At 61.5% G+C, this 18,954-nt stretch carries 20 protein-coding genes; 11 read left to right on the forward strand and 9 right to left on the reverse strand.

The window, feature by feature from the left end; genetic code table 11:
• Positions 1-46 precede the first annotated feature (46 nt).
• The 6 genes from CLV85_RS08675 to CLV85_RS08700 are packed head-to-tail and all read right to left on the reverse strand — an operon-like array spanning position 47 to position 6,331.
• On the reverse strand, positions 47-1,159 hold the full coding sequence (locus CLV85_RS08675) for an alanine racemase (protein ID WP_100389130.1): 1,113 nt from the start codon (positions 1,157-1,159) through the stop codon (positions 47-49).
• Entirely contained in the window at positions 1,156-2,376 is a 1,221-nt protein-coding gene (locus CLV85_RS08680) for a hypothetical protein (RefSeq protein ID WP_100389131.1), read from the reverse strand. Before CLV85_RS08680 ends, CLV85_RS08675 begins: the two co-directional genes overlap by 4 nt.
• Positions 2,369-3,313 (reverse strand): Gfo/Idh/MocA family protein, encoded by a 945-nt coding sequence (locus tag CLV85_RS08685; RefSeq protein WP_100389132.1) that lies wholly within the window; start codon positions 3,311-3,313, stop codon positions 2,369-2,371. Before CLV85_RS08685 ends, CLV85_RS08680 begins: the two co-directional genes overlap by 8 nt.
• A complete protein-coding gene (locus tag CLV85_RS08690; protein ID WP_205030346.1) occupies positions 3,310-4,617 on the reverse strand; it encodes an aspartate aminotransferase family protein in 1,308 nt (435 codons plus the stop codon). Before CLV85_RS08690 ends, CLV85_RS08685 begins: the two co-directional genes overlap by 4 nt.
• A gap of 45 nt (positions 4,618-4,662) precedes the next feature.
• Positions 4,663-5,517 carry an amidohydrolase family protein gene (locus CLV85_RS08695; protein ID WP_157847486.1) on the reverse strand — a complete coding sequence of 285 codons (855 nt, stop codon included), beginning with the start codon at positions 5,515-5,517 and terminating at the stop codon, positions 4,663-4,665.
• Positions 5,507-6,331 (reverse strand): IclR family transcriptional regulator, encoded by an 825-nt coding sequence (locus tag CLV85_RS08700; RefSeq protein ID WP_158592993.1) that lies wholly within the window; start codon positions 6,329-6,331, stop codon positions 5,507-5,509. The genes CLV85_RS08695 and CLV85_RS08700 overlap by 11 nt, the downstream gene beginning before the upstream one ends.
• 211 nt (positions 6,332-6,542) lie before the next feature.
• Here CLV85_RS08700 and CLV85_RS08705 point away from each other — a divergent pair, with 211 nt between their 5' ends.
• Complete coding sequence (locus tag CLV85_RS08705) at positions 6,543-7,595, forward strand: NYN domain-containing protein (RefSeq protein ID WP_100389135.1); 1,053 nt, start codon at positions 6,543-6,545, stop codon at positions 7,593-7,595.
• A 34-nt stretch (positions 7,596-7,629) separates the two neighbouring features.
• Here CLV85_RS08705 and CLV85_RS08710 read toward each other — a convergent pair whose 3' ends face one another.
• The gene (locus CLV85_RS08710) at positions 7,630-8,679 is read right to left on the reverse strand and encodes an MsnO8 family LLM class oxidoreductase (RefSeq protein WP_100389136.1); all 1,050 of its coding nucleotides are present in this window, start codon (positions 8,677-8,679) and stop codon (positions 7,630-7,632) included.
• Between the two features lie 111 nt (positions 8,680-8,790).
• Here CLV85_RS08710 and CLV85_RS08715 point away from each other — a divergent pair, with 111 nt between their 5' ends.
• Both CLV85_RS08715 and CLV85_RS08720 read left to right on the forward strand, forming a co-directional pair.
• The gene (locus CLV85_RS08715; protein WP_100389137.1) at positions 8,791-9,636 is read left to right on the forward strand and encodes an alpha/beta hydrolase; all 846 of its coding nucleotides are present in this window, start codon (positions 8,791-8,793) and stop codon (positions 9,634-9,636) included.
• Positions 9,629-10,888, forward strand: coding sequence for a cation:proton antiporter (locus CLV85_RS08720; protein WP_229820209.1), 1,260 nt, complete (start codon positions 9,629-9,631; stop codon positions 10,886-10,888). Before CLV85_RS08715 ends, CLV85_RS08720 begins: the two co-directional genes overlap by 8 nt.
• 10 nt (positions 10,889-10,898) lie before the next feature.
• Here CLV85_RS08720 and CLV85_RS08725 read toward each other — a convergent pair whose 3' ends face one another.
• A complete protein-coding gene (locus tag CLV85_RS08725; RefSeq protein WP_100389138.1) occupies positions 10,899-11,411 on the reverse strand; it encodes a hypothetical protein in 513 nt (170 codons plus the stop codon).
• A 172-nt stretch (positions 11,412-11,583) separates the two neighbouring features.
• Here CLV85_RS08725 and CLV85_RS08730 point away from each other — a divergent pair, with 172 nt between their 5' ends.
• Together CLV85_RS08730 and CLV85_RS08735 are read left to right on the forward strand one after the other, a co-directional pair.
• Entirely contained in the window at positions 11,584-12,261 is a 678-nt protein-coding gene (locus CLV85_RS08730) for a DUF1294 domain-containing protein (protein WP_100389139.1), read from the forward strand.
• A gap of 38 nt (positions 12,262-12,299) precedes the next feature.
• The gene (locus CLV85_RS08735; protein WP_100389140.1) at positions 12,300-13,940 is read left to right on the forward strand and encodes a serine hydrolase; all 1,641 of its coding nucleotides are present in this window, start codon (positions 12,300-12,302) and stop codon (positions 13,938-13,940) included.
• Positions 13,941-13,950: 10 nt separating this feature from the next.
• Here CLV85_RS08735 and CLV85_RS08740 read toward each other — a convergent pair whose 3' ends face one another.
• Positions 13,951-14,256 carry a metal-sensitive transcriptional regulator gene (locus tag CLV85_RS08740; protein ID WP_100389141.1) on the reverse strand — a complete coding sequence of 102 codons (306 nt, stop codon included), beginning with the start codon at positions 14,254-14,256 and terminating at the stop codon, positions 13,951-13,953.
• A gap of 109 nt (positions 14,257-14,365) precedes the next feature.
• Here CLV85_RS08740 and CLV85_RS13525 point away from each other — a divergent pair, with 109 nt between their 5' ends.
• The 6 genes from CLV85_RS13525 (at position 14,366) to CLV85_RS08770 (ending at position 18,911) form a co-directional block, all read left to right on the forward strand.
• On the forward strand, positions 14,366-14,551 hold the full coding sequence (locus CLV85_RS13525; RefSeq protein WP_100389142.1) for a hypothetical protein: 186 nt from the start codon (positions 14,366-14,368) through the stop codon (positions 14,549-14,551).
• A 200-nt stretch (positions 14,552-14,751) separates the two neighbouring features.
• Positions 14,752-16,161, forward strand: coding sequence for an MBL fold metallo-hydrolase (locus CLV85_RS08750; RefSeq protein WP_100389143.1), 1,410 nt, complete (start codon positions 14,752-14,754; stop codon positions 16,159-16,161).
• A 9-nt stretch (positions 16,162-16,170) separates the two neighbouring features.
• Positions 16,171-16,959, forward strand: a complete 789-nt coding sequence (locus CLV85_RS08755; protein ID WP_100389144.1) for a sulfite exporter TauE/SafE family protein — start codon at positions 16,171-16,173, stop codon at positions 16,957-16,959.
• A 3-nt stretch (positions 16,960-16,962) separates the two neighbouring features.
• Positions 16,963-17,511: a DUF4395 domain-containing protein gene (locus CLV85_RS08760; RefSeq protein ID WP_100389145.1), complete on the forward strand. Its 549-nt coding sequence runs from the start codon at positions 16,963-16,965 to the stop codon at positions 17,509-17,511.
• A gap of 24 nt (positions 17,512-17,535) precedes the next feature.
• Complete coding sequence (locus tag CLV85_RS08765; RefSeq protein ID WP_100389146.1) at positions 17,536-17,898, forward strand: rhodanese-like domain-containing protein; 363 nt, start codon at positions 17,536-17,538, stop codon at positions 17,896-17,898.
• A gap of 68 nt (positions 17,899-17,966) precedes the next feature.
• Positions 17,967-18,911: an alpha/beta fold hydrolase gene (locus CLV85_RS08770; RefSeq protein ID WP_100389147.1), complete on the forward strand. Its 945-nt coding sequence runs from the start codon at positions 17,967-17,969 to the stop codon at positions 18,909-18,911.
• Positions 18,912-18,954: the final 43 nt, after the last annotated feature.

Consider the following 18,954-nt stretch of genomic DNA (forward strand, 5'->3'; position numbering starts at 1 on the left):
CTTCTCTTGGTTGGTGCAGGGGTGTTACTAGTGACCCGCTGGCTGGTTAATGCCTACCGACGGGATTCCAGATGTCGACGACGTCACTGCCTTCGACGACGTGTACGCGGCTGAACATGTTCACGACGCCACACGCATGATTAGGGATGATTCGAACTCGGCTTCCGAAGCCGAGTTCGTCAATGCCGGTTCCGTTGAGGATGCCGTGCTCTTCGTAGGCGCGCTCGAAGACGATGTCGTCAGCGAGGGCCCCTTCGGGAGCCGTCACGAGCCCCAAGGTGTCGCCGCGGTTAGAGCGGTCGGAGCTCATCGCCTTGATGCCCGCATCAATGACGCGACGATCGGCAGCGGGAACGCTCACCACGGTGCTGAGAACCGTAATGGCGCACTGTGCGCTCAAAGCCGATCCGAGTCGGAATTGGTTGGCGTCGAAGAAGACGTAGGTTCCAGCGCGGGCTTCGGTGACACCAGCTACGCGCGGTGCAGATTCCCAGCCGGGCGTCGAGCCCACTGAGACCACCGAGATGGTGTGACCGGATGCTCGCAGCTGTTCCGCTACAGCAACCAACGACGAGGCGGCGCCCGTTCCAGCCGCGACGATCTCGTCGCGAGTGCCCTTAAGGCTGGCAAGCTGGCCCTCGTGCATGTAGACGCCATCGAGCAGGATGCCCGGTAGGGCGGCGATTTCAGCCGCGACGTCGTCCGCTGCGGCGGCCAGCACTCCGGTACGAGCGAGGCCAGTGTCGATCTCCAGGATGACCGGGATCGTAGAGTCGGCCGCCACTGCAGCCTGAGACAGCACTGCAGCGAGTTCGACCGAGTCGATTCCGACCGCTAGGCGCGCGGTGTGGTTGGCCTCGGCGGCAAAGCGAGCCTTCTGAGCAGAAGCCGGAGCGTTCGCCCAGAAGACGTCGTTGATTCCCGCAGCGAGCAAGGCTTCGGCCTCCGCCATCGTTGCGCAAGTGAATCCAATAGCGCCGGCCTGCAACTGCAGCCGAGCGACTTCTATCATTTTCGAGGTCTTGAAGTGAGGACGAAGAGCAACCTCCGCCTTCACCGCGAACTCCGCCATCATGCTGATGTTGCGCATCATCTGCGCGCGATCGATCAGCAACGCCGGAGTCTCCACAGAATCGAACAGGGTGGGGCTGAAGGTCATGATCCGCTCCTCATCATGTCGGCGGCTTCCCGAATCCACGAGAGTGTCGGTGCGGTTGCGGTGCCGTAGTTGTAGAGAGCGAGCTTGCTCACGCCCGAACCGCGGATGGCATCTACCTTCGACAGAAAGCTGTCTTTCGTCGGGTGGAAACTGGGCCAGAGAGTGATCGCGGAGGCCAGAGACTCTGCTCCACGATCGGAGAGCGCGGCCGCGGCGAGAGTGTGGTCGAGTTCACGAGCAACCTCGCCAGCGGTCGGATAGTAGCTTTCGAGAACGAAAGAGTCGGCGACAGCAACACTCGCTGCGACATCCACACCCTCCATCCAATTGCTGAAGGCGGGGCGACCCCAGACTGCGGCACTGAGATCGAGCACTGCGCCCTTGGCGCGGATCTCGCGGGCAACGCGGCCAGCGAGCTCGGTGACCACGTCGTTACGCATGCGGGTGTAGGCCGCAAGATCGGGCCACATCATGTGAAGCGACGCGATTTCGGCACCATCATCGGCGTCGCGACCGGCGGGTGCGTCGGCATTCCAGGTGCGGTGAAGTTCGTTCGAGACCCGAAGCCGAAGGGCTCCAACGTCGATTCCGCGGGCTGTTCCCTGTTCTCGACAGTGGCTGCAGAAGCACAGTGAGAGAAGGTAGCGCGTGGTCGGGTCGAGGCGGGCGCCCCACAGTTCGTGGGGATGACCGTGGTTGTAGAGCAGGTACGAGAGACTCTCGACCAACACACGATCGAACAGTCCCGAGCCGGCGATCTCCCCCACAAGCTCAACCGCGTATTGCTGAGCCGCAGGGTTTGCTGGGCACAGTCCATGGGTGAACGCGTCGCCGAAACAGTTCTTGATTGCTGCTTCGGGATGCTCGGTCGCCATCGTGGTGTTGTGGAATGCAATGCCCCAACCACTGAGCGAAACGCCCGCGGCATCCGCAGCACGCTTGAGCGAGGGATAGAGATCCGGATGCTCGGTCGCGATGGAGGAGGGCGGTACGACCAAGCCGCTGAAGTTGTTGAAGCCGAGGGGCAAGTGACTCGTGTTTGCTTCCGCCACCGTCGAGACACGGTCGAGGCGGCGAGGAGAGATGACCTCAGCCGAGTGATAGGCGGTGGCGATGACGAGGCGGTCGACACCGAGTTCGGCAACCGTCTCGACAACGCGTTCAGCGCCGTCGGCGATGACGTCCCAGGGGTAGATGAGCAGCGATACTTCAGACAACGGGAACCTCCTGATAAATCTGTTCGATTAGTTCGAGAGTGGGTTCGAGATCGTCGAGCCCAAAGCCCGCTTCCTCGTCGCGAAAGCTCGTCCACTGGCTGATGAACGGTGCTCGATCGATGTTGATCGACGGGCCGCTGCGCTCAACGCCGATAGCCGAGATCGACCACGAGCCATCCATATAAATGCGAGCTGTTCCTCTGGTGCCCATCACGATGAGCCCTGTGCCAATCGGGTCGAACGGCACCCACGACATATCGATGGATGCAATGGTCGATTCCCCGACGCGAGCGATCACGCTCGCGTGGTCTTCGGTCTCGTGGCTGGGGTTCACACGCTTGAGCGCTGCGGTGTGGAACTGCAACTCCTCACCGAGGATTGCGCGAGCACGATCGAAGGCATGCACGCCATTCGTCACAAGCACTCCCCCGCCGCTGACAGCGGAGTTGAAGTACCACCCGGGAAGGCTGTCCTCTTCGAGGTGAAACTGCATGCGGTCGTTGTAGGTGAGAATCTCGCCGAGTTCTCCGTCAGCGACGGCACTAACCACAGCTTTTACGCCGGCCCAGTGGCGAGTGGACATTCCGACGAAGAGTCGGCCACCTGTGCGAAGAGCGTCACGCAGCAGTGCAGGATCTTGCCCAGGAACACGATGGGGTTTTTCCACGAGAACATCGAGCCCCGCCGCTACCAGCTCTGTCGATTGCACAAGGTGCCCGGCAGAGGGAGTGGCGATGATCGCGCTATCGAGGTCGTGCTCCTGAGCAAGCGCCTCCTGCACGGAGGTATAGGTACTAGCACCCGAATCAACGGCGCTAGCTCGCGCCAGATCCGTGTCGACGACAGCAGCAATCTGGTCACCAACAGCACGAACTGCAACGGCGTGACGGTGACCCATCACCCCCGCTCCGACGACAAGAACCCGGCGCGCACTCATGCGAAAATTCCTTCGCTCTTCATTTCCTGCAGCACCTCGCGAGCGGCCTCAAGCGTGAGGTCGATGTCCGCTTCGGTGTGCGCGAGCGAAATGTGGTTGCGCTTGAGCGTCATGGGGTACATCACAAAGCCACGGTCGGTCATCCGGCGGTGGAAGGTGGCGTAAGCAACGTCGTTGTTCTCCAGAAGGTCGTTGTAGCTCTTGGGCTCACGATCCATGAAGTAGCAGATGAAGACGCTGCCGAGGCCCGTCACGTGAGCTGCAATGCCGAGCTCAGTGGTGATGTCGCGAAGCCCATCCCGCATCCGAGCGCCGAGGCGGCCGGTGTACTCGTGCATTCCCACTTCGGGATCACTGGCGACCGTCATGGTGGCGATTGCTGCGGCCATCGAGACGGGGCCGCCGTTGAACGTACCGGCGAGCATGACGCCACCGCCAGCGGACGAGAAGTTGTCCATGAGATCAGCGCGACCGCCTAGCCCGGCTACGGCGAAACCGTTGCCCATCGACTTGCCATAGCTGGTGAGGTCGGGGGTGATTCCGCAGAGCTCTTGGTAGCCACCGGGAGCGTGACGGAAGCCAGTGATGACCTCGTCAAAGATCAGGATGCTTCCCTCGGCCTTGGTGATCTCTCGTAGCCCTTCCAAGAAGGACTGGTCGGGAAGCAGCGCGCCAACGTTATGCGGCACGGGTTCGAGGATGATCGCTGCGATCTGATCTGGGTAGCGCTCGTAGAGGGCGCGAACCGAGTCGAGGTCGTTGAAGTCAGCGACAAGCGTGGAGCCCAGAGCGTCTTCGAGGATTCCGGTGGAAAGCGGGTCAACGGTTCCGATGCGGTCGGCCGGCGACGCGACGTTGCGAGCAACGGCATCTCCCCAACCGTGGAAGCAACCCTGGAACTTGAGGAGGTACTTGCGGCCGGTGACGCCACGAGCGAGTCGCACGGCCTGCATCGTGGCTTCGGTGCCGCTCATTGTCGTGACGGATTTTTCAACCGAAGGGATGAGTTTCGCGACCATGCGAGCAACCTCTACTTCGAGTTCGCTCACGCCCAGACCTACGAGGTCGAGACCGTTCAAGCTCTGGGTGACGGCGGCCGTGACACGCTCGTCGGAATGTCCCAACAAGATGGCACCGAATGCTGCGTGGTAATCCACGTAACGGCGACCGTCGTAGTCCGTCAGGTAAGCCCCCTGAGAATCGCGGAAGGCATACGGCGCACCAAAGTTCCGAGTTGCCGAATTCACTCCTCCTGGAATAAATTCTTTGGCTTCGCTGATCAGCGCAGCGGCTGTCCTAGGCACGGTATCTTGCTCCTTTTTCATCGATTGGGTAGTCATCACGGCGGGCTATTTGGCGAGCCGTGGGTCAGGGATCTCGAGAAGTGAAAGAGCATCCTGGTGAAGGATCGACTCGACAGTTTCTTCGAGAACGTGGGGCAGGTTGCCCGCACGGAAGTCGGCGAGAGAGCGGAAACGCGCAATCGCGTCAGCCGGCTCCCACAGCGGGTAGTCGCTGCCGAAGAACAACTTGTTAACGACGCCCCACTCTTGGGCATTGACGAGAGCCATGAAGCCATCCATCGGGCGGTGCCAGCTCGCGGATACATCGGCGAAGACGTTGGCGTGCTTGCGCAAAACGACAACGGCGTCGCGCTGCCACGGGTGCCCCATGTGCGCCATGATCTGCTTGAGATCTGGATGCCGGCGAGCAACTTCTTCGACAACGAGCGGTTGGCTGAGCGAGAGTCGGCCCTGCGCACTGGGCGTCGCACCCATGTGCCAGAGGATGGTCATCCGTCGCTCGGAGCAGAGTCGGTAGAACTCATCGAATGAGGGGTCGAGCGGATCGAAGAGCGACAGAACTGGATAGAGCTTGACGCCCTTGAAACCGAGCTCATAGGCCTCGTCAAGCTGGTCACGCCAGTCGGTGTCGAGCGGGTCGAGCGCGGTGAAGGCAACCGTCGGCGTTGACAGCTGAGCGCAGTAGTCCGCCACGAACCGGTTCGGAGTGTGCACCCCGGCACGTGTGGCGGCAAGACCGAAGACAATGGCGACATCGACGCCAGCCTTTGTCATCGCAGCGTCGTACATAGCGGGAGAGATACGCGGGTACGGCTCACCGTACGCGGGCTCCCAGTTCTTCTTGTGCTCGTCGCCCCAGTGTTCGGGCTGGTGGTTGTGAGTGTGGACATCAACGATCATGGTTTTCTCCTTTTCGCTGGCCGCCGCGCTCAGCACGGAAGGCGGCAACAAATCGTGGGTCGGCGGCAAGCTCGGCCGCCACATCGTGAACGCGCTGCGAGAGTGCTTCGCGCAGCTCGGGGGCAAGCTCGCCGGCGGGGCCTGAGACGCTGATCGCGACAGGAACGTCCAGCCCCAGCGGGATAGAAACAGCGAGGCAAATGACGCCGAGGTCACGTTCCTGGTCATCGAGGCTGTAGCCACGTTCGCGAATGGTGGCGAGGTTCGCATCCATCTGCTCGCGGTTTACGATCGTGTACTCCGTGAAGCGGGCATACGGCTCTTCAGGCAGGTGCTGGGCGATCTGGTCGACCGGGATCTCTGAGAGCAACATCTTTCCGATGCCCGTGCAGTAGGTGTAGTCGAGCGAGCCATCACGCGACCGGAACCGCAACGGACGGTCTGGTTCTTGCACGCACAAGTGCAGCGCCCAACGCCCTTCAAGCACACCGAGGTTGGCGGTGAGGCCCGTCTCGTGAGCGAGAGTCTTCAAATACGGTGCGGCGACGTCAGCGGTGTTCGCGACTCGACGGTACGACTCGGAGATGTCGAGCACCGCGTGCCCCAGTGCGTACACCGGCGGGTCACCCTCGCGGTAGACGAAAGCCTCCTGTTCGAGCACCGAAAGCAACCGGATGAGGGTCGACTTCGGGAGTTCGAGCTCGACTGATAATTCAGCGAGGCTGAGCGCTTTCTCCTGCGCGCCGAGCACCTTGAGCACTTTGAGAGCCTTGACTAGCCCCTGTGAATGATACGACGTGGCACTGCGTTCCATGTGAGGGACTCTATCCAGCGGGTTGTCAAAAGTGAAGCACATGGAATGTTAATTCCATGTTGCGCGACGTGGAACTCAGCGGCCCTCGTTGAGTCGAGAAAATGTCGCCAGGGCCGCTTCCCAGTGATTGCCCCGAATGCGGGGATTGTCTTGAGAGAGCCTCACCAGAAGACTGAGAAGAACTTTTTTTCCCGAGGAGACCACATTGGCCATGCCAAGCGACGGCCGAGTGGCCGTCTACATCGATTTCGACAACATCGTCATCTCGCGCTACAACCAAAAACACGGCAATGGGCAGTTCCAGAAGGACAAGGCCCGCTTTCATAATTCGAATCGCGCAACGCCCAGTGTGGTCGGCACGAAACTGCTCGAAGCCGAAGTGGATGTCGAAGCCATTCTCGACTACGCATCGTCGTTCGGAACAGTGGCTTTCAGTCGCGCCTACGCCGACTGGTCGGTGCCCGTGAACGCTTCCTACCAAAAGCAGTTCATTAACCGGGCGGTGGAACTCGTACAGCTCTTCCCGCTCACCGCCCTGATGAAGAACGGTGCAGACATCCGCCTGTCGGTTGATGCGATGGAGGACATGTTCAGGCTGCCGGATATCACTCACGTCGTTATCGTGGCCGGCGACTCGGACTATGTGGCACTCGCCCAGCGAGCCAAAACGCTGGGGCGCTTCGTTGTGGGGGTGGGAGTTGCCGGAGGCACGAGTGACGCTCTCACTTCATCGTGCGATAAGTTCGCGGACTACGACTCACTGCCTGGCGTCGAGTTTGGAACGCCCCCAGCATCCCCGCAGCCGAGCACGGCGCCCAAAAGCACAACTGTCACCGCAACGAAAACCGCTAAACCTACTGCGGCGAAGACCCTCAAATCGGCTGCCACGCAGAAAAGCACTACAAGCGCTCAGCCCACAAAGACGACGGCTGTCACCGCGAAAAGCGCTGGTACTCAACAACCGGCGGCGACCGCGAAGGGACCGTCCACGTCACCGGGTGGTGCAGCGGCGAGCGGAATGCGGCCGTTCAAGATGCTCGTGCGGGCGATGCTGCTGGTGCAACAGAAGGAAGATTCAGAGTGGCTCAACAGTTCGGGCGTCAAGAATCAGATGCTTCGAATTGACCCTTCGTTCAATGAAGCATCATTGAAGTTCAAAACATTCAGCGAATTTGTTGCGTCGCATCATTCCCACGTTGAGGTTCGAGAGCGTAACGGTGTGCGTGAATTGCGTTTACGGGCCAACGCCACTCTTCCCAAGTAGTCGCGAAACTTCGCTACGACAGCGCAATCGGTGGCTAGGCGAGCAGTTGTTCGGCCAGCAGCTCAAGTGCGCGCACGCGCACGGGTGACGTGTTCGCGGCGTCGTCGGTGTGTGCCGAGAGACCGGGCACGACCATGACTTCGTCAACACCAAAGCGGGTTGCGAGCGAGCGAATGCGGTTTGCTGCAGCAACTGGCTCGTCGATCACCCAGCGCTCGGCCATGTCATCCACCATCTGCTGCTGGGGCGCAGCGAGCTCCGTAGCAGCGGCCGCTTCGATCGTGGCCAGCGGCCCGAGCGGCATGCCACTCAGTAGTCGCGCCATTTGTTGCAATTGGGGCAGGGCTGCGGCACGAGCATTCGCCGCTGTTTCAGCGACGGCCACATTGAGTGTCAGGAAGGTTTTGGGCGCCTTCAGCTGCTCTGACGGCACAAAGTTGTCCCGGTAGAGCCCCAGGATGCGGGCGGTTCCCTCGCCCGAGAAGTGGTGAGCGAAGACATAGGGCATGCCCTGCGAGGCGGCCAAACGGGCCGAGTAGTCGCTCGAGCCCAGCAGCCACAGGTCAGCGACGGAAGCCGCGTTCGGCGTCGCCGTGAGCTCGTAGGTGCGGCCCTGTTGCAGCTGCAACGTGGCACCCTCAGGGTTCATGAGGCTGCGGATGTCGGCCACGTTGCGCGGGAAAGCATCGACATCGCTAGTCGTGCCCGTCATCCGCAAGTACGAGGTGATCACGGGGTCGCTGCCGGGAGCGCGACCGATGCCCAGGTCGATGCGGCCGGGGAATGCAGCCTCGAGGATCGCGAACTGCTCAGCCACCACGAGAGGCGCGTGGTTGGGCAGCATCACTCCCCCAGAACCGAGGCGAATGTTCTTGGTCTGCGCCGCCAAAATACCAATCAGAACGGCCGGGTTCGTCGACGCGACGGCCTTCATGTTGTGATGCTCGGCCACCCAGTAGCGCGAAAAACCCAGATCATCAGCGCGCTGAGCGAGCGCGGTGGTCGCTGCAAGGGCGTCAGCAGAAGTCTGGTTGCTGCGAACGGGAATGAGATCAAGAACGGAAAGGCGAAGTGGTGTAGTCATCACTGCTATTCAACGCCCCTGAGTCGTGGATATTCCTGAAAGCGCCGCATCCCGTCGCCGCGCACTGGCCCACCCGCGCGGTGGGACGTTCGCACTCAATAGACTGGGGCAATGCCCGCTGCCGAACCGTCGCCCTCCGCCGCAAACGACCCCACCGAGTCGAGCGAGCCAACCGAGGCGGCCGAGGCAACTGCTTCCGCTCCTGCGGCATCGCGCTCTCGCACCCGCCGCATAGTCCGCAACGTCTTTATTTCATTCGCTGCCGTTATCGTTCTCGCAGTCGTTGGAATGCTCGTCTGGGCCAACGTCGGTGTGATGCAGGCCGAGCCGGACCCGCTCGAGAGCGTACGCTCCAACCCCGCCGTGCACATCACCGAGAACTCGAACTCGTTCATCCTCACACCCACCGGGGACGCCACCGGCGAAGGCCTGCTCTTCATCCCGGGCGCCAAAGTGAGCGCGGATGCCTACCTCTACAAGCTGTCGGGAGCGGTCGCCGAATCTGGGCTCACCGTGGTCGTGACCAAACCAATCCTGAATCTTGCGTTCTTCGATCAACGCTCGCTGGACACGTTCACGAGCGCTGTACCGGATGTCGATTCCTGGTTCGTTGGCGGCCACTCGCTCGGCGGCGTGCGTGCGTGCCAATACGCGGAACAGCCCGACGTGAACGGCCTCGTACTCTTCGGCAGCTATTGCGCCAACGACCTCTCGGAGGTCGACACTCGTGTTCTCAGTCTCAGCGGCAGCAACGATCTCCTGAGCACTCCGGAGAAGATCATGAATGCCGCGCACCTATTGCCGACGTCGACCACGTTCTTTCCGATTGACGGTGCCAATCACGCGAGCTTCGGCGACTACGGGGTTCAGGCCGGAGACGGTGAAGCCACCCTCAACACCTCTGTTGTGCGCGATGTGATCGCCGCCGAGATCAACAGTTTCGTGCGCAATGGCTAACACCGACGAAGCTATGGGAGCGGCAAACTGGGGTCTCGTATTGATCCCCATTCTGGCTGTCCTGGCGCCGCTGCTCGCGCGGGCACTCTCCCCCGTCGTACGAATTTCAATCGTCGTCTTCGAACTCATCCTCGGCATCCTGATCGGGCCGAGCGTTCTGGGCTGGGTCGGTGAATCCGAATTCGTCGAGCAGCTTTCGGACTTCGGTTTGGCGATGTTGTTCTTTATGGCCGGAAACGAGATTCGGCTGAGCGCCATTCGCGGCCGCAACGGGCGACGAGCATCCCTCGGCTGGCTCGTGGGCTTGCTGGCCGGTGTCGCGATTGGCTTTCTTATCGAACCCGGCCTCGGCGCTGTCGTCATCGGCATCGCTCTCTGCTCAACTGCGCTCGGCGCGATTATGCCGATCTTGCGTGATGCTGGTGAACTCCCCACTCGCTTTGGCGGCTCCGCAATCGCCCTCGGCGCTGTCGGTGAGTTCGGCCCGCTGATCGCTATCTCGATCTTCCTCGGGGCGAGCTCTCTCGGCGCCTCCACAGTCGTGCTGGGCATCTTCATCCTGATTGCGATGACGCTGCTGTTACTTGCAGCCCGCATCGAGCACAACTCGCTCCACCGCCTCGTCACCGCAACGCTGCACACTTCAGGCCAGTTCGCGATCCGCCTAGTCATCTTTATCGTTGCAGCGCTCGTGGTGTTAAGCATCGTTCTTGACCTCGACATGCTGCTCGGCGCTTTCGTCGCCGGACTGCTGTGGCAGATCATGATGCGCCAAGCTCCCGAGCGTGACCGAGCGATGGTCGACTCCAAGCTGGATGCGATCGCCTTCGGATTCCTCGTGCCCATCTTCTACATCAATACGGGAGTGTCCTTCGAACTCAGTGCACTCACCTCCGACTGGAGTGTGGCCGCACTCGTGCCCGTCTTTCTGGTGCTCCTGCTCATCGTGCGCGGCGTACCGTCGATGTTCGCCGCCCCGAAGGGTTCCAGCAAGCGCGAACGCGCCGCCCTCGGCCTTCTCGGGGCAACCGGATTGCCCATCATCGTGGCCGTAACAGCGATCGGCGTCGATAGTGACTACATCAGTTCAGGGATCGCTGCCGCCCTCGTCGGCGCCGGCCTGCTTTCGGTGCTGATCTACCCGGTTATCGCGATGGCTCTACGCGGCGATGCTGCCGAGCTGAAGCAGCACGCCGGCGACGATACCGCTGACGATCTCCCTCACGAACCTCACATTGCCGAAGAAGCGTAGTCGGCGCTAACTACGCCAGAATCGGGATCGCGCCCGTGGCCGCATAACCGGCCGACTGAGGCAAAGGCTCACCCAACACATCCGACGGTGTGTGCGCACCGTCCGCTGCCTCGGTGGCAGTCTCGTGGTGCATCGAAATGATCGGGATCGACTCAGTGAGCGCCACCAACCCGTCGCTGATCGTGACGAGCGGATCGGCATCCGTGCTCGAGAAGATCGGGAACGAACGCCCCTCATCCGGCAGTCGACGGCCACGGCGGATCACGACGATCGTTGCTGCAGCAAGAGGAATCGCGATCACGCTCGGAGCCGCGACCCACATCGACGCGCTCAGAACGCCATAAGCACCCCACACGGTGTAGCCCATGACCAAGAGCCACTGCGTGGTCTCCGAGATTCCGGCAAGTCGAACCGCATCGTTACGGCTCTGCCAGGTGATGCGGGCCTGCGGCATCCACATGAGAAAAGAGAAACCAGTGCCCACGAATCCAAGCGCGTTAACAGCGAAGTCGGTGATGTTCATCCCGTTTGATCTGATCTTTCTGACGGTCCGGGGAAGAACTCCCGAATGGACACGATTGCTAGGCATCACCACGATGTCTCGGTAATCATAAGCACAAAAACGTGCGGGTGCTAGTACCCCAATTGGGCCCTGTAACGCAGGAGCACGAAGCTCAGCAGGTTACCCTCAGTACATGGGTTTCGGAAGCACACGTCGCGAGGGCGCGCTAGCTTCATGGAACGACGAACGCGGCTTCGGGTTCATCGATGTTGACGACGCCGCTGGCTCTGAGGCTGCTGGCGCTCAGAGTGAACGTGTTTTTGCGCACATCTCCGCATTTCCGCCGCGCGAGACGCGCCCGGTGCCCGGCGAGCGGGTCAGTTTTGTCATCGAACGCACGCGGGAAGGCAAAGTTCGCGCGCGCAACATCCGCTATCTTTCAGCCTCGGGCCGCCCGCTACGTGTGAAGCGACGCAAACCCGGCACCATGAGCTACGTGGTCTTGGCAACCTTCGTCATTGCCATCAGCACCGTGACGGCGATTGGTGCCCTACCGTGGATCTTCGCCGCGCTGTATCTGGTGATGAGCATCATTACTTACGGCTCGTACGCGAGCGATAAGAAGGCTGCGCAGACACGACAGTGGCGAGTGTCAGAGGGTGCCCTTCTCGGACTCGGGCTCTTCGGCGGCTGGCCCGGAGCGATCTTGGCCCAGCAACGGCTGCGCCACAAAACGCAGAAGCCGATGTTCCGCCAGGCATTCTGGGGCACCGTCGTGCTCAACATACTGGTCTTCGCCATTCTGACTACCGCTTTGCGGGAACCCGTCGTAGAGCTCATTCGCCTCATTCTCGAGGCAACTGCTCTCTAGCCCTGCCGGGTTCGCCGCCCAGGTTCTAGGGTGGTTGTATGGAGACTTCGACCAAGTTCCACACTGTCCGCCGCTCGCGCTCAGCGCCCGCGATCGTAGCGCTGCTTGCTGTTTCCGTTGCGGTTTCGGGATGCACGGCAGCGGCGTCCAACGGTCTCAAGGTCATTACGGGCGACTCGCCTGCCTCTGATGTAATTGCTCTCAGCGCGGGCAGCAGTGACGTAGAAGTTGCACGCGCAGTTGCTGCTGCTGTTGAGCAACTTCCTGAGCTGGCCGAGGCGGCTATGAATGAGTCGGGCACACCTGGCATGGCAATCGGCGTCGTGCACAACGGCGACATGATCTTTGCTGAGGGGTTCGGGCTTCGCGAAGTCGGCACGAGCGACCGAGTGGATGCCGACACCGTCTTTCAGATCGCCTCGGTTTCGAAGTCGCTCTCTGCCACAGTCGCGGCTCGCGCTATCACGCAAGGTGCCGTGGAGTGGGACACCCCGGTACGCATGCTGCTGCCCGACTTCTCTTTGGCAGAGTCGTACGTGACCCAGAACGCCACGATCGCGGACTACTTCAGCCATCGCACCGGGCTGGCCACGGGCGCGGGCGATGACCTCGAAGACGTGGGCTACGAGCGCGACTACATCCTCGATCACCTGCGTTATCAACCACTCGACGACTTTCGCAGTAGCTACCACTACTCCAATTACGGCATCACGGTGGGAGCCGAGGCCACAGCGGCGGCGCTCGACCTGCGGTGGGAAGACGCCGTGCGGGAGCTCGTCTACGAGCCGCTCGACATGTCATCCTCGAGTTCCAGCTATGCGGAGTTCGTAGCGCAGCCCAACCGAGCCACGCTGCACACGCTCTTAGACGGCGAGTTTCAACCGCTCTTCGAGCGAAACCCCGACCCACAGTCCCCCGCCGGCGGCGTCTCATCCACCGTTGGAGACCTGTCGAAGTGGATGACGATGGTGCTCTCCGGCGGGGAATACGCCGGCCAGCAGTTCGTCACCCCCGAATCGCTGACGCCTGCCATCACAGCGCAAAGCATTAGCGCGCGGGCTTCCGCCCCCGACCAGCGCAGCGGAAGTTATGGCTTCGGCTTCAATGTGGGGAGCCAGGCGAACGGTCGCACGACGGTGAGCCACTCGGGCGGTTTCGTTCTGGGTGCTGGAACCAACTACCAACTCGTACCGAGTCTCGATCTTGGAATTGTGACGCTGACCAACGCTGGCCCGATCGGCACGGCCGAAGCGGTTAACGCACAGTTCCTCGATCTGGTGCAGTACGGGGAGATCACTCGAGAGTGGATTGGCGACTACCGCGGTGCCCTCTCGGGCCTCAGCGCGCCGGCGGGCGATCTCGTTGACACTACTGCTCCCGGCACCGCGGGAGCATCCGTCTACCTCAGCGACTATGCGGGAACCTACCGCAACAGCTACTTTGGCGACCTTGTCGTGACCGAAGTGGATGGCGCTCTGCAGGCAGCGCTTGGCCCCCGTGGCGGCTATCTACTCGAGCTCGAACCGTGGGATTCCGACACCTTCGCCTTCGTTCCCACCGGTGAGAATGCGCCGCCGGGTTCCCTCTCATCGGCAACCTTTGAACGCTCCGGCGGAGCGGTTGCCGGGGTAACTCTCGAGTTCTTCGACGCGCAGGGTCTCGGAACGTGGCGCCGCTAGCACCGAATCGTTAGGCGAGCGAGAGAAAGAGCTTCTCGATTTCCTCCGACTGAGGCGAGCCCTCAGCATCAGGGTTAATCAAGCATTCCCGCATCGCTTCGGAGATAACGAGAAAGCCAGCACGGTCAAGGGCTTTTGAGACGGCCGCCAACTGGTGAACGACATCGCGGCAGCCGGCGCCGCTCTCGACCGTGGTGATGAGCGCCCCGAGTTGCCCTTGAGCGCGACGCAGTCGGTTTGCGATCTTCTTTTGAGCTTCGGAATCAGCGGCTGACGCTGTTCCTGCTGCTGACCCTGACCCTGGTGGCGGGACCATTTGTTCTCGTTTCTCTCGAGTGAGTTGACAGTTTCGATACCCCGTGGGGTATAGTTCAAGCATACCCCCTAGGGTATTTTACGAATAGTCAGTCAACGAAAGAAGATCTATGTGTAGAGCAGTCACGTGTCGCATATGCGGTAAAACAACGTGGGCCGGATGCGGAGAACACATCCAGTCCGTCAAGCGCAGTGTGCCCGCATCCAACTGGTGCAACGGCAAGCACTCGCAGTCCGAGATTGACGCCTCAAAAGCCACTCAGGGCGGCTTCTTCGCCCGCCTCTTCGGTCGTTAGGAGACCACATGTGCGCACAAGTTACTTGCCAGAACTGCGGTAAGCCCACCTGGGCTGGCTGCGGAGAACACATTGAGGATGCCCTCGTCGACGTCGCAGAGAACGATCGTTGCCACTGCTAACACGCAGCCACCACTAGCCACCTGCCGCCGTTCACACCATCCCTCCCCCGGACATAGCGAACACTCACTGGAGTAATCATGCTTCTCGAACGTATCTATGACACCGACCTCGCTCAGGCCAGCTACTTCATCGGCTGCCAGGCCAAGGGCGAAGCGATCGTCGTTGACCCTCGTCGCGACCTCGACGTCTACCTTGAGATCGCCGCGAAGAACGGGATGACCATCACGGCCGTCACCGAAACCCACATTCACGCCGACTACCTTTCTGGTACTCGCGAACTCGCTGCCCGTACAGGCGCGGAAATCCTTGTCTCTGACGAGGGTGGCCCCGACTGGACCTATGGAAGTGCTTTCGACGGTGCTGTGCGCATGAAAGACGGCCACACCATCACTCTCGGAAACATCACACTGCAGGCCGTTCACACTCCCGGGCATACGCCCGAGCACCTCTCGTTCTTGGTGACTGATGGTGCGCAAGCGGACGCTCCCGGTTTCATGCTGAGCGGAGACTTCGTCTTCGTGGGCGACCTCGGCCGCCCCGATCTCCTTGATGAAGCCGCTGGCGGCATCGACACTCGCTTCGGCGGAGCGAAGGACATCTTCGCTAGCCTGCGCGACCGCTTCCTGACTCTCCCCGACTATGTGCAGGTTTTACCTGCCCACGGTGCCGGTAGCGCCTGCGGCAAAGCTCTCGGCGCGATTCCGACAACTACCGTTGGCTACGAACGCGCATTCGCGTGGTGGAGCCACTACGTCGAGAACAACGATGAGCAGGGCTTCATCGACGAGCTGCTGAATGGTCAACCTGATGCTCACGCCTACTTTGGTCGCATGAAGGCACAGAACCGACAGGGCCCGAATGTTATGGGCGCCGTTAGCCCGCTGCGTGAGTACACGAGCGAGGAAGTCGCGACAGCGCTCGACGCCGACAGCGCCATCCTTATCGACACCCGCAACAACAGCGAAGTTCACCGTGGCACTGTGCCGCGATCCCTCAACGTCCCTGGGCCCGAGAAAGCAGCAAGCTACGGCGCTTGGGTCTACAACCCCGAGACAGAAACGCGTCCCGTCATCCTTCTGGCTGACGATCTTGAGAATGCCGAAGAGTTGCGCGATCACCTCGTGCGCGTGGGCATCGACACGGTGTCAGGCTTCGTGACGACTCTCGACGGACTCACCCTCGTGGTGCCCGAACTCGTCGATCCTGCCAAGCTCGATGACGTTGAGCGCGTGCTTCTGCTCGACGTTCGCAACAAAACCGAGTTCGCCGAGGGACACATCCCCGGTGCCGAGCAATTGAGCGGTGGCCGCGTCATGTGGTCGCTCGACCAGCTCCCCCGCGAAGGAACCATCGTGACGTATTGCCAGAGCGGAGTGCGCAACAGCGTGGCCGCGAGTGCCCTGCGCCGCGCTGGCTACGACGTAGCGGAACTGGATGGCTCGTACCTTGGTTGGCTCGCAACTTCCGGTGCAGTCCCCGCGGTTTAACGCACCCTCATGGAACCAAACCTGATTATCGCGCTGGCCCTCGCCGTGCTCGTGGGAGTTTCCCTCGGCATGCTCGGCGGGGGCGGCTCGATCCTCACCGTGCCGATCCTCACCTACGTTGCGGGCTTTGAGCCGCAGCAGGCGATCTCGGCTTCACTATTTATTGTCGGCGTCACGAGTGCAGTGAGCGTGTTTCACCACGCTCGAGTCGGTCGCGTGCGCTGGCGCACCGGATTGATTTTCGGCGTCGCTGGAATGGCAGGTGCTTTCGCCGGCGGTATTGTCGGAGGCTTCATCCCCGGCACTATTCTCATGGTGCTGTTCGCAGCGATGATGGTTGCCACAGCCACCGCCATGATCCGCGGGCGAAAGAAAGTGCCCGCAGGCTCGATCCACGAGCCCACCCCGTTGCCCGTCATCCGCATAATTCGTGACGGCTTCTTTGTCGGTATTGCTGCTGGGCTTGTTGGTGCCGGCGGTGGATTCCTTATCGTTCCCGCACTGACCCTTCTCGGTGGGCTTCCTGTAGCAGTTGCGGTTGGCACTTCACTGCTCGTCATCGCGATGCAGTCGTCTGCCGGGCTCACCGCTCACCTCTTTACTGTCGACCTGCCGTGGCCGACGATCCTCGCCTTCACCGGCATTGCCGTTGCGGGTTCGTTTGTGGGAGCAGCCCTTGCCGGTCGCATCCACGAAACCGCCCTGCGCAAAGGCTTTGGAATCTTCGTGCTCGTGATCGGAGCATTCGTGCTCGTGCAAGAAATCCCTCGGCTCATACCACTCCTGTCAGGAGCATGACCGTTGCCCACGACGACACCAGCAACGACAGCACCGAACTCAGCGAAAGCCCCTACAGTGGGTTCCGTTGTCGAGGGCTACGACATTCCAGTGGTGAACGAGCGCGCTGTCCGTGTAGCTGCAGGCATTCTCTTTCTCGCCGGAGCTATCTCGATCACGCTTGCTGTCATCCAACATTCAGCTGCGCCCCTTCGGCCTTTCGGCGTCTTCTTCATGCTCGACATGCTCGTACGCGTCACGGTCGGAGATCGTTGGTCGCCGACCTTGGCCCTCGGCCGCCTCATCGTGCGACGACAGCAGCCGAATTGGGTCGGTGCCCCGCAGAAAGAGTTCGCGTGGTGGCTTGGCTACGGCCTTGCCCTTCTCTCGTGCGCCGGAATGGGCCTCCTGGGTGCGCCGCTCGAAGCCACACTGGTGCTGTGTGGCCTGTGCCTCACCATGTTGTTCTTAGAAGCTGCGTTCGGCATTTGCGTTGGTTGCGCCCTTCAACGCGTGCTCACCACAACACCACCCCAATACTGCCCAGGCGATTCGTGCCGGGTTTCCGAATAACCACCCGTATCCCAAGGAGAAACAATGTTCCGTCCCCTCGCCGCTCTCGCTGGTTCCCTCGTCGTGCTCGCCTCGATCGCTGGATGCTCGACCGCCAGTGAAACTGTCGAGCTCAGCGCTGACACGATCCTCATCGACGTTCGCACCCCGGCCGAATACGACGCCGGTCATCTTGACGGCGCCACGCTTCTCGACCTCAATGGTGGAGACTTCGCCGCCGCACTCCCCACCCTCGACCCCGAGGCCGAGTACGCCGTCTACTGCAAGTCGGGCAATCGCTCCGGGCAAGCTGTCGCGATGATGGAAGATGCCGGCTTCGAAAACGTGATCGACCTCGGCTCCATCGGTGAGGCAGCAGCATCCACTCAGATCGAGGTTGTGCAGTAGCGCACCGCCACGAATTCGGTGCCGCGCATTCATCCCATCGATAGCTGCGTCGGCTCCGAACCACGGAGGTGAACACGACACCCGCCACGAGCACGCAGTACAACGCCGAGAATCGGTTCGACCGCGCCACCGCCGGCATGACGCGTGTTGTGGTTCCGACGGATCTCGGTGATGTCGTCGCGCATGTTGATCCGAACGCCGCCGCGCTGTCAGACTCCGCGACCCTCCTTCTGCACGGCGCAGCAGGATCCTGGACGACCTGGCTCCCCCTTATTCGTGCATCTCACGCGACCGGCCGGCCGCTGACCAACGTGGTCGCCCTCGACTTACCGGGCTGGGGCGAGAGTGGCAGCATTGCTGCCAGCGCCACAGTCGAAGACCTCGCGGATGCCGTAGCCCACGTAGCCAGAACGCTCGGCTACGCAAAGTGGAGCATTTTCGGCCACTCGCTCGGCGGACACCTCGCGCTCACCATTGCCGCCAGGCACCCGGAGCGCACCGTGAGCGTGACCGCCATCTCAGCAACGGGACCCGGCGCACTTTCAGTACTGCGTCATCCAATTCGCCACTTCGGCGTCTTGCCGTTGCTGGGAGGGATGCTCGGAGCGATGCGCTTTCTGAGCGCGCTCGGGCCAGCAGGCACTGTGCTCGTTCGAACGCTTCACCGCCTTCGACTGCTCGGCCCGCTGGGCTCTCCCCTGTTCGCACACCGCGGCACGCTCGATAGCTCAGTGATCGATTCGCTGGCGTCAGAGGTCCGACCCACGGCGTTCGTTCGCGCGGCGGTGGCTGCAGCACGATACGACGAAACGCAGTGGGCGAGCATCCAGTGCCCCGTTACTCTCGTACGCGGTGACCGCGACGTATTCGTGAGTTCCGCGGATGATGACTGGTTCGCGTCGGTCCTCCCGCACGCGTCGCAGCAAGTTGCCTCGAATGCTGGACACTTCGCCCACATCGAATCGTTCGAGGCACCGCACTCGACGACCGACGGAACCCACCTCGCCGCCTAGCAACCCACCTCGCGCGCGCAACCACACTCTGGCAGCTCACGCT

The organism is Salinibacterium amurskyense, from assembly GCF_002797685.1.
Classification (GTDB): Bacteria; Actinomycetota; Actinomycetes; order Actinomycetales; family Microbacteriaceae; genus Rhodoglobus; species Rhodoglobus amurskyensis.

Bases quoted from the DNA above. Each gene is read 5' to 3' on its own strand.
- CLV85_RS08675 (WP_100389130.1), bottom strand. From the start codon at position 1,159: ATGACCTTCAGCCCCACCCTGTTCGATTCTGTGGAGACTCCGGCGTTG.
- CLV85_RS08685 (WP_100389132.1), bottom strand. From the start codon at position 3,313: ATGAGTGCGCGCCGGGTTCTTGTCGTCGGAGCGGGGGTGATGGGTCAC.
- CLV85_RS08695 (WP_157847486.1), bottom strand. From the start codon at position 5,517: ATGATCGTTGATGTCCACACTCACAACCACCAGCCCGAACACTGGGGC.
- CLV85_RS08700 (WP_158592993.1), bottom strand. From the start codon at position 6,331: ATGGAACGCAGTGCCACGTCGTATCATTCACAGGGGCTAGTCAAGGCT.
- CLV85_RS08705 (WP_100389135.1), top strand. From the start codon at position 6,543: ATGCCAAGCGACGGCCGAGTGGCCGTCTACATCGATTTCGACAACATC.
- CLV85_RS08710 (WP_100389136.1), bottom strand. From the start codon at position 8,679: ATGACTACACCACTTCGCCTTTCCGTTCTTGATCTCATTCCCGTTCGC.
- CLV85_RS08715 (WP_100389137.1), top strand. From the start codon at position 8,791: ATGCCCGCTGCCGAACCGTCGCCCTCCGCCGCAAACGACCCCACCGAG.
- CLV85_RS08720 (WP_229820209.1), top strand. From the start codon at position 9,629: ATGGCTAACACCGACGAAGCTATGGGAGCGGCAAACTGGGGTCTCGTA.
- CLV85_RS08725 (WP_100389138.1), bottom strand. From the start codon at position 11,411: ATGAACATCACCGACTTCGCTGTTAACGCGCTTGGATTCGTGGGCACT.
- CLV85_RS08730 (WP_100389139.1), top strand. From the start codon at position 11,584: ATGGGTTTCGGAAGCACACGTCGCGAGGGCGCGCTAGCTTCATGGAAC.
- CLV85_RS08735 (WP_100389140.1), top strand. From the start codon at position 12,300: ATGGAGACTTCGACCAAGTTCCACACTGTCCGCCGCTCGCGCTCAGCG.
- CLV85_RS08740 (WP_100389141.1), bottom strand. From the start codon at position 14,256: ATGGTCCCGCCACCAGGGTCAGGGTCAGCAGCAGGAACAGCGTCAGCC.
- CLV85_RS13525 (WP_100389142.1), top strand. From the start codon at position 14,366: ATGTGTAGAGCAGTCACGTGTCGCATATGCGGTAAAACAACGTGGGCC.
- CLV85_RS08750 (WP_100389143.1), top strand. From the start codon at position 14,752: ATGCTTCTCGAACGTATCTATGACACCGACCTCGCTCAGGCCAGCTAC.
- CLV85_RS08755 (WP_100389144.1), top strand. From the start codon at position 16,171: ATGGAACCAAACCTGATTATCGCGCTGGCCCTCGCCGTGCTCGTGGGA.
- CLV85_RS08765 (WP_100389146.1), top strand. From the start codon at position 17,536: ATGTTCCGTCCCCTCGCCGCTCTCGCTGGTTCCCTCGTCGTGCTCGCC.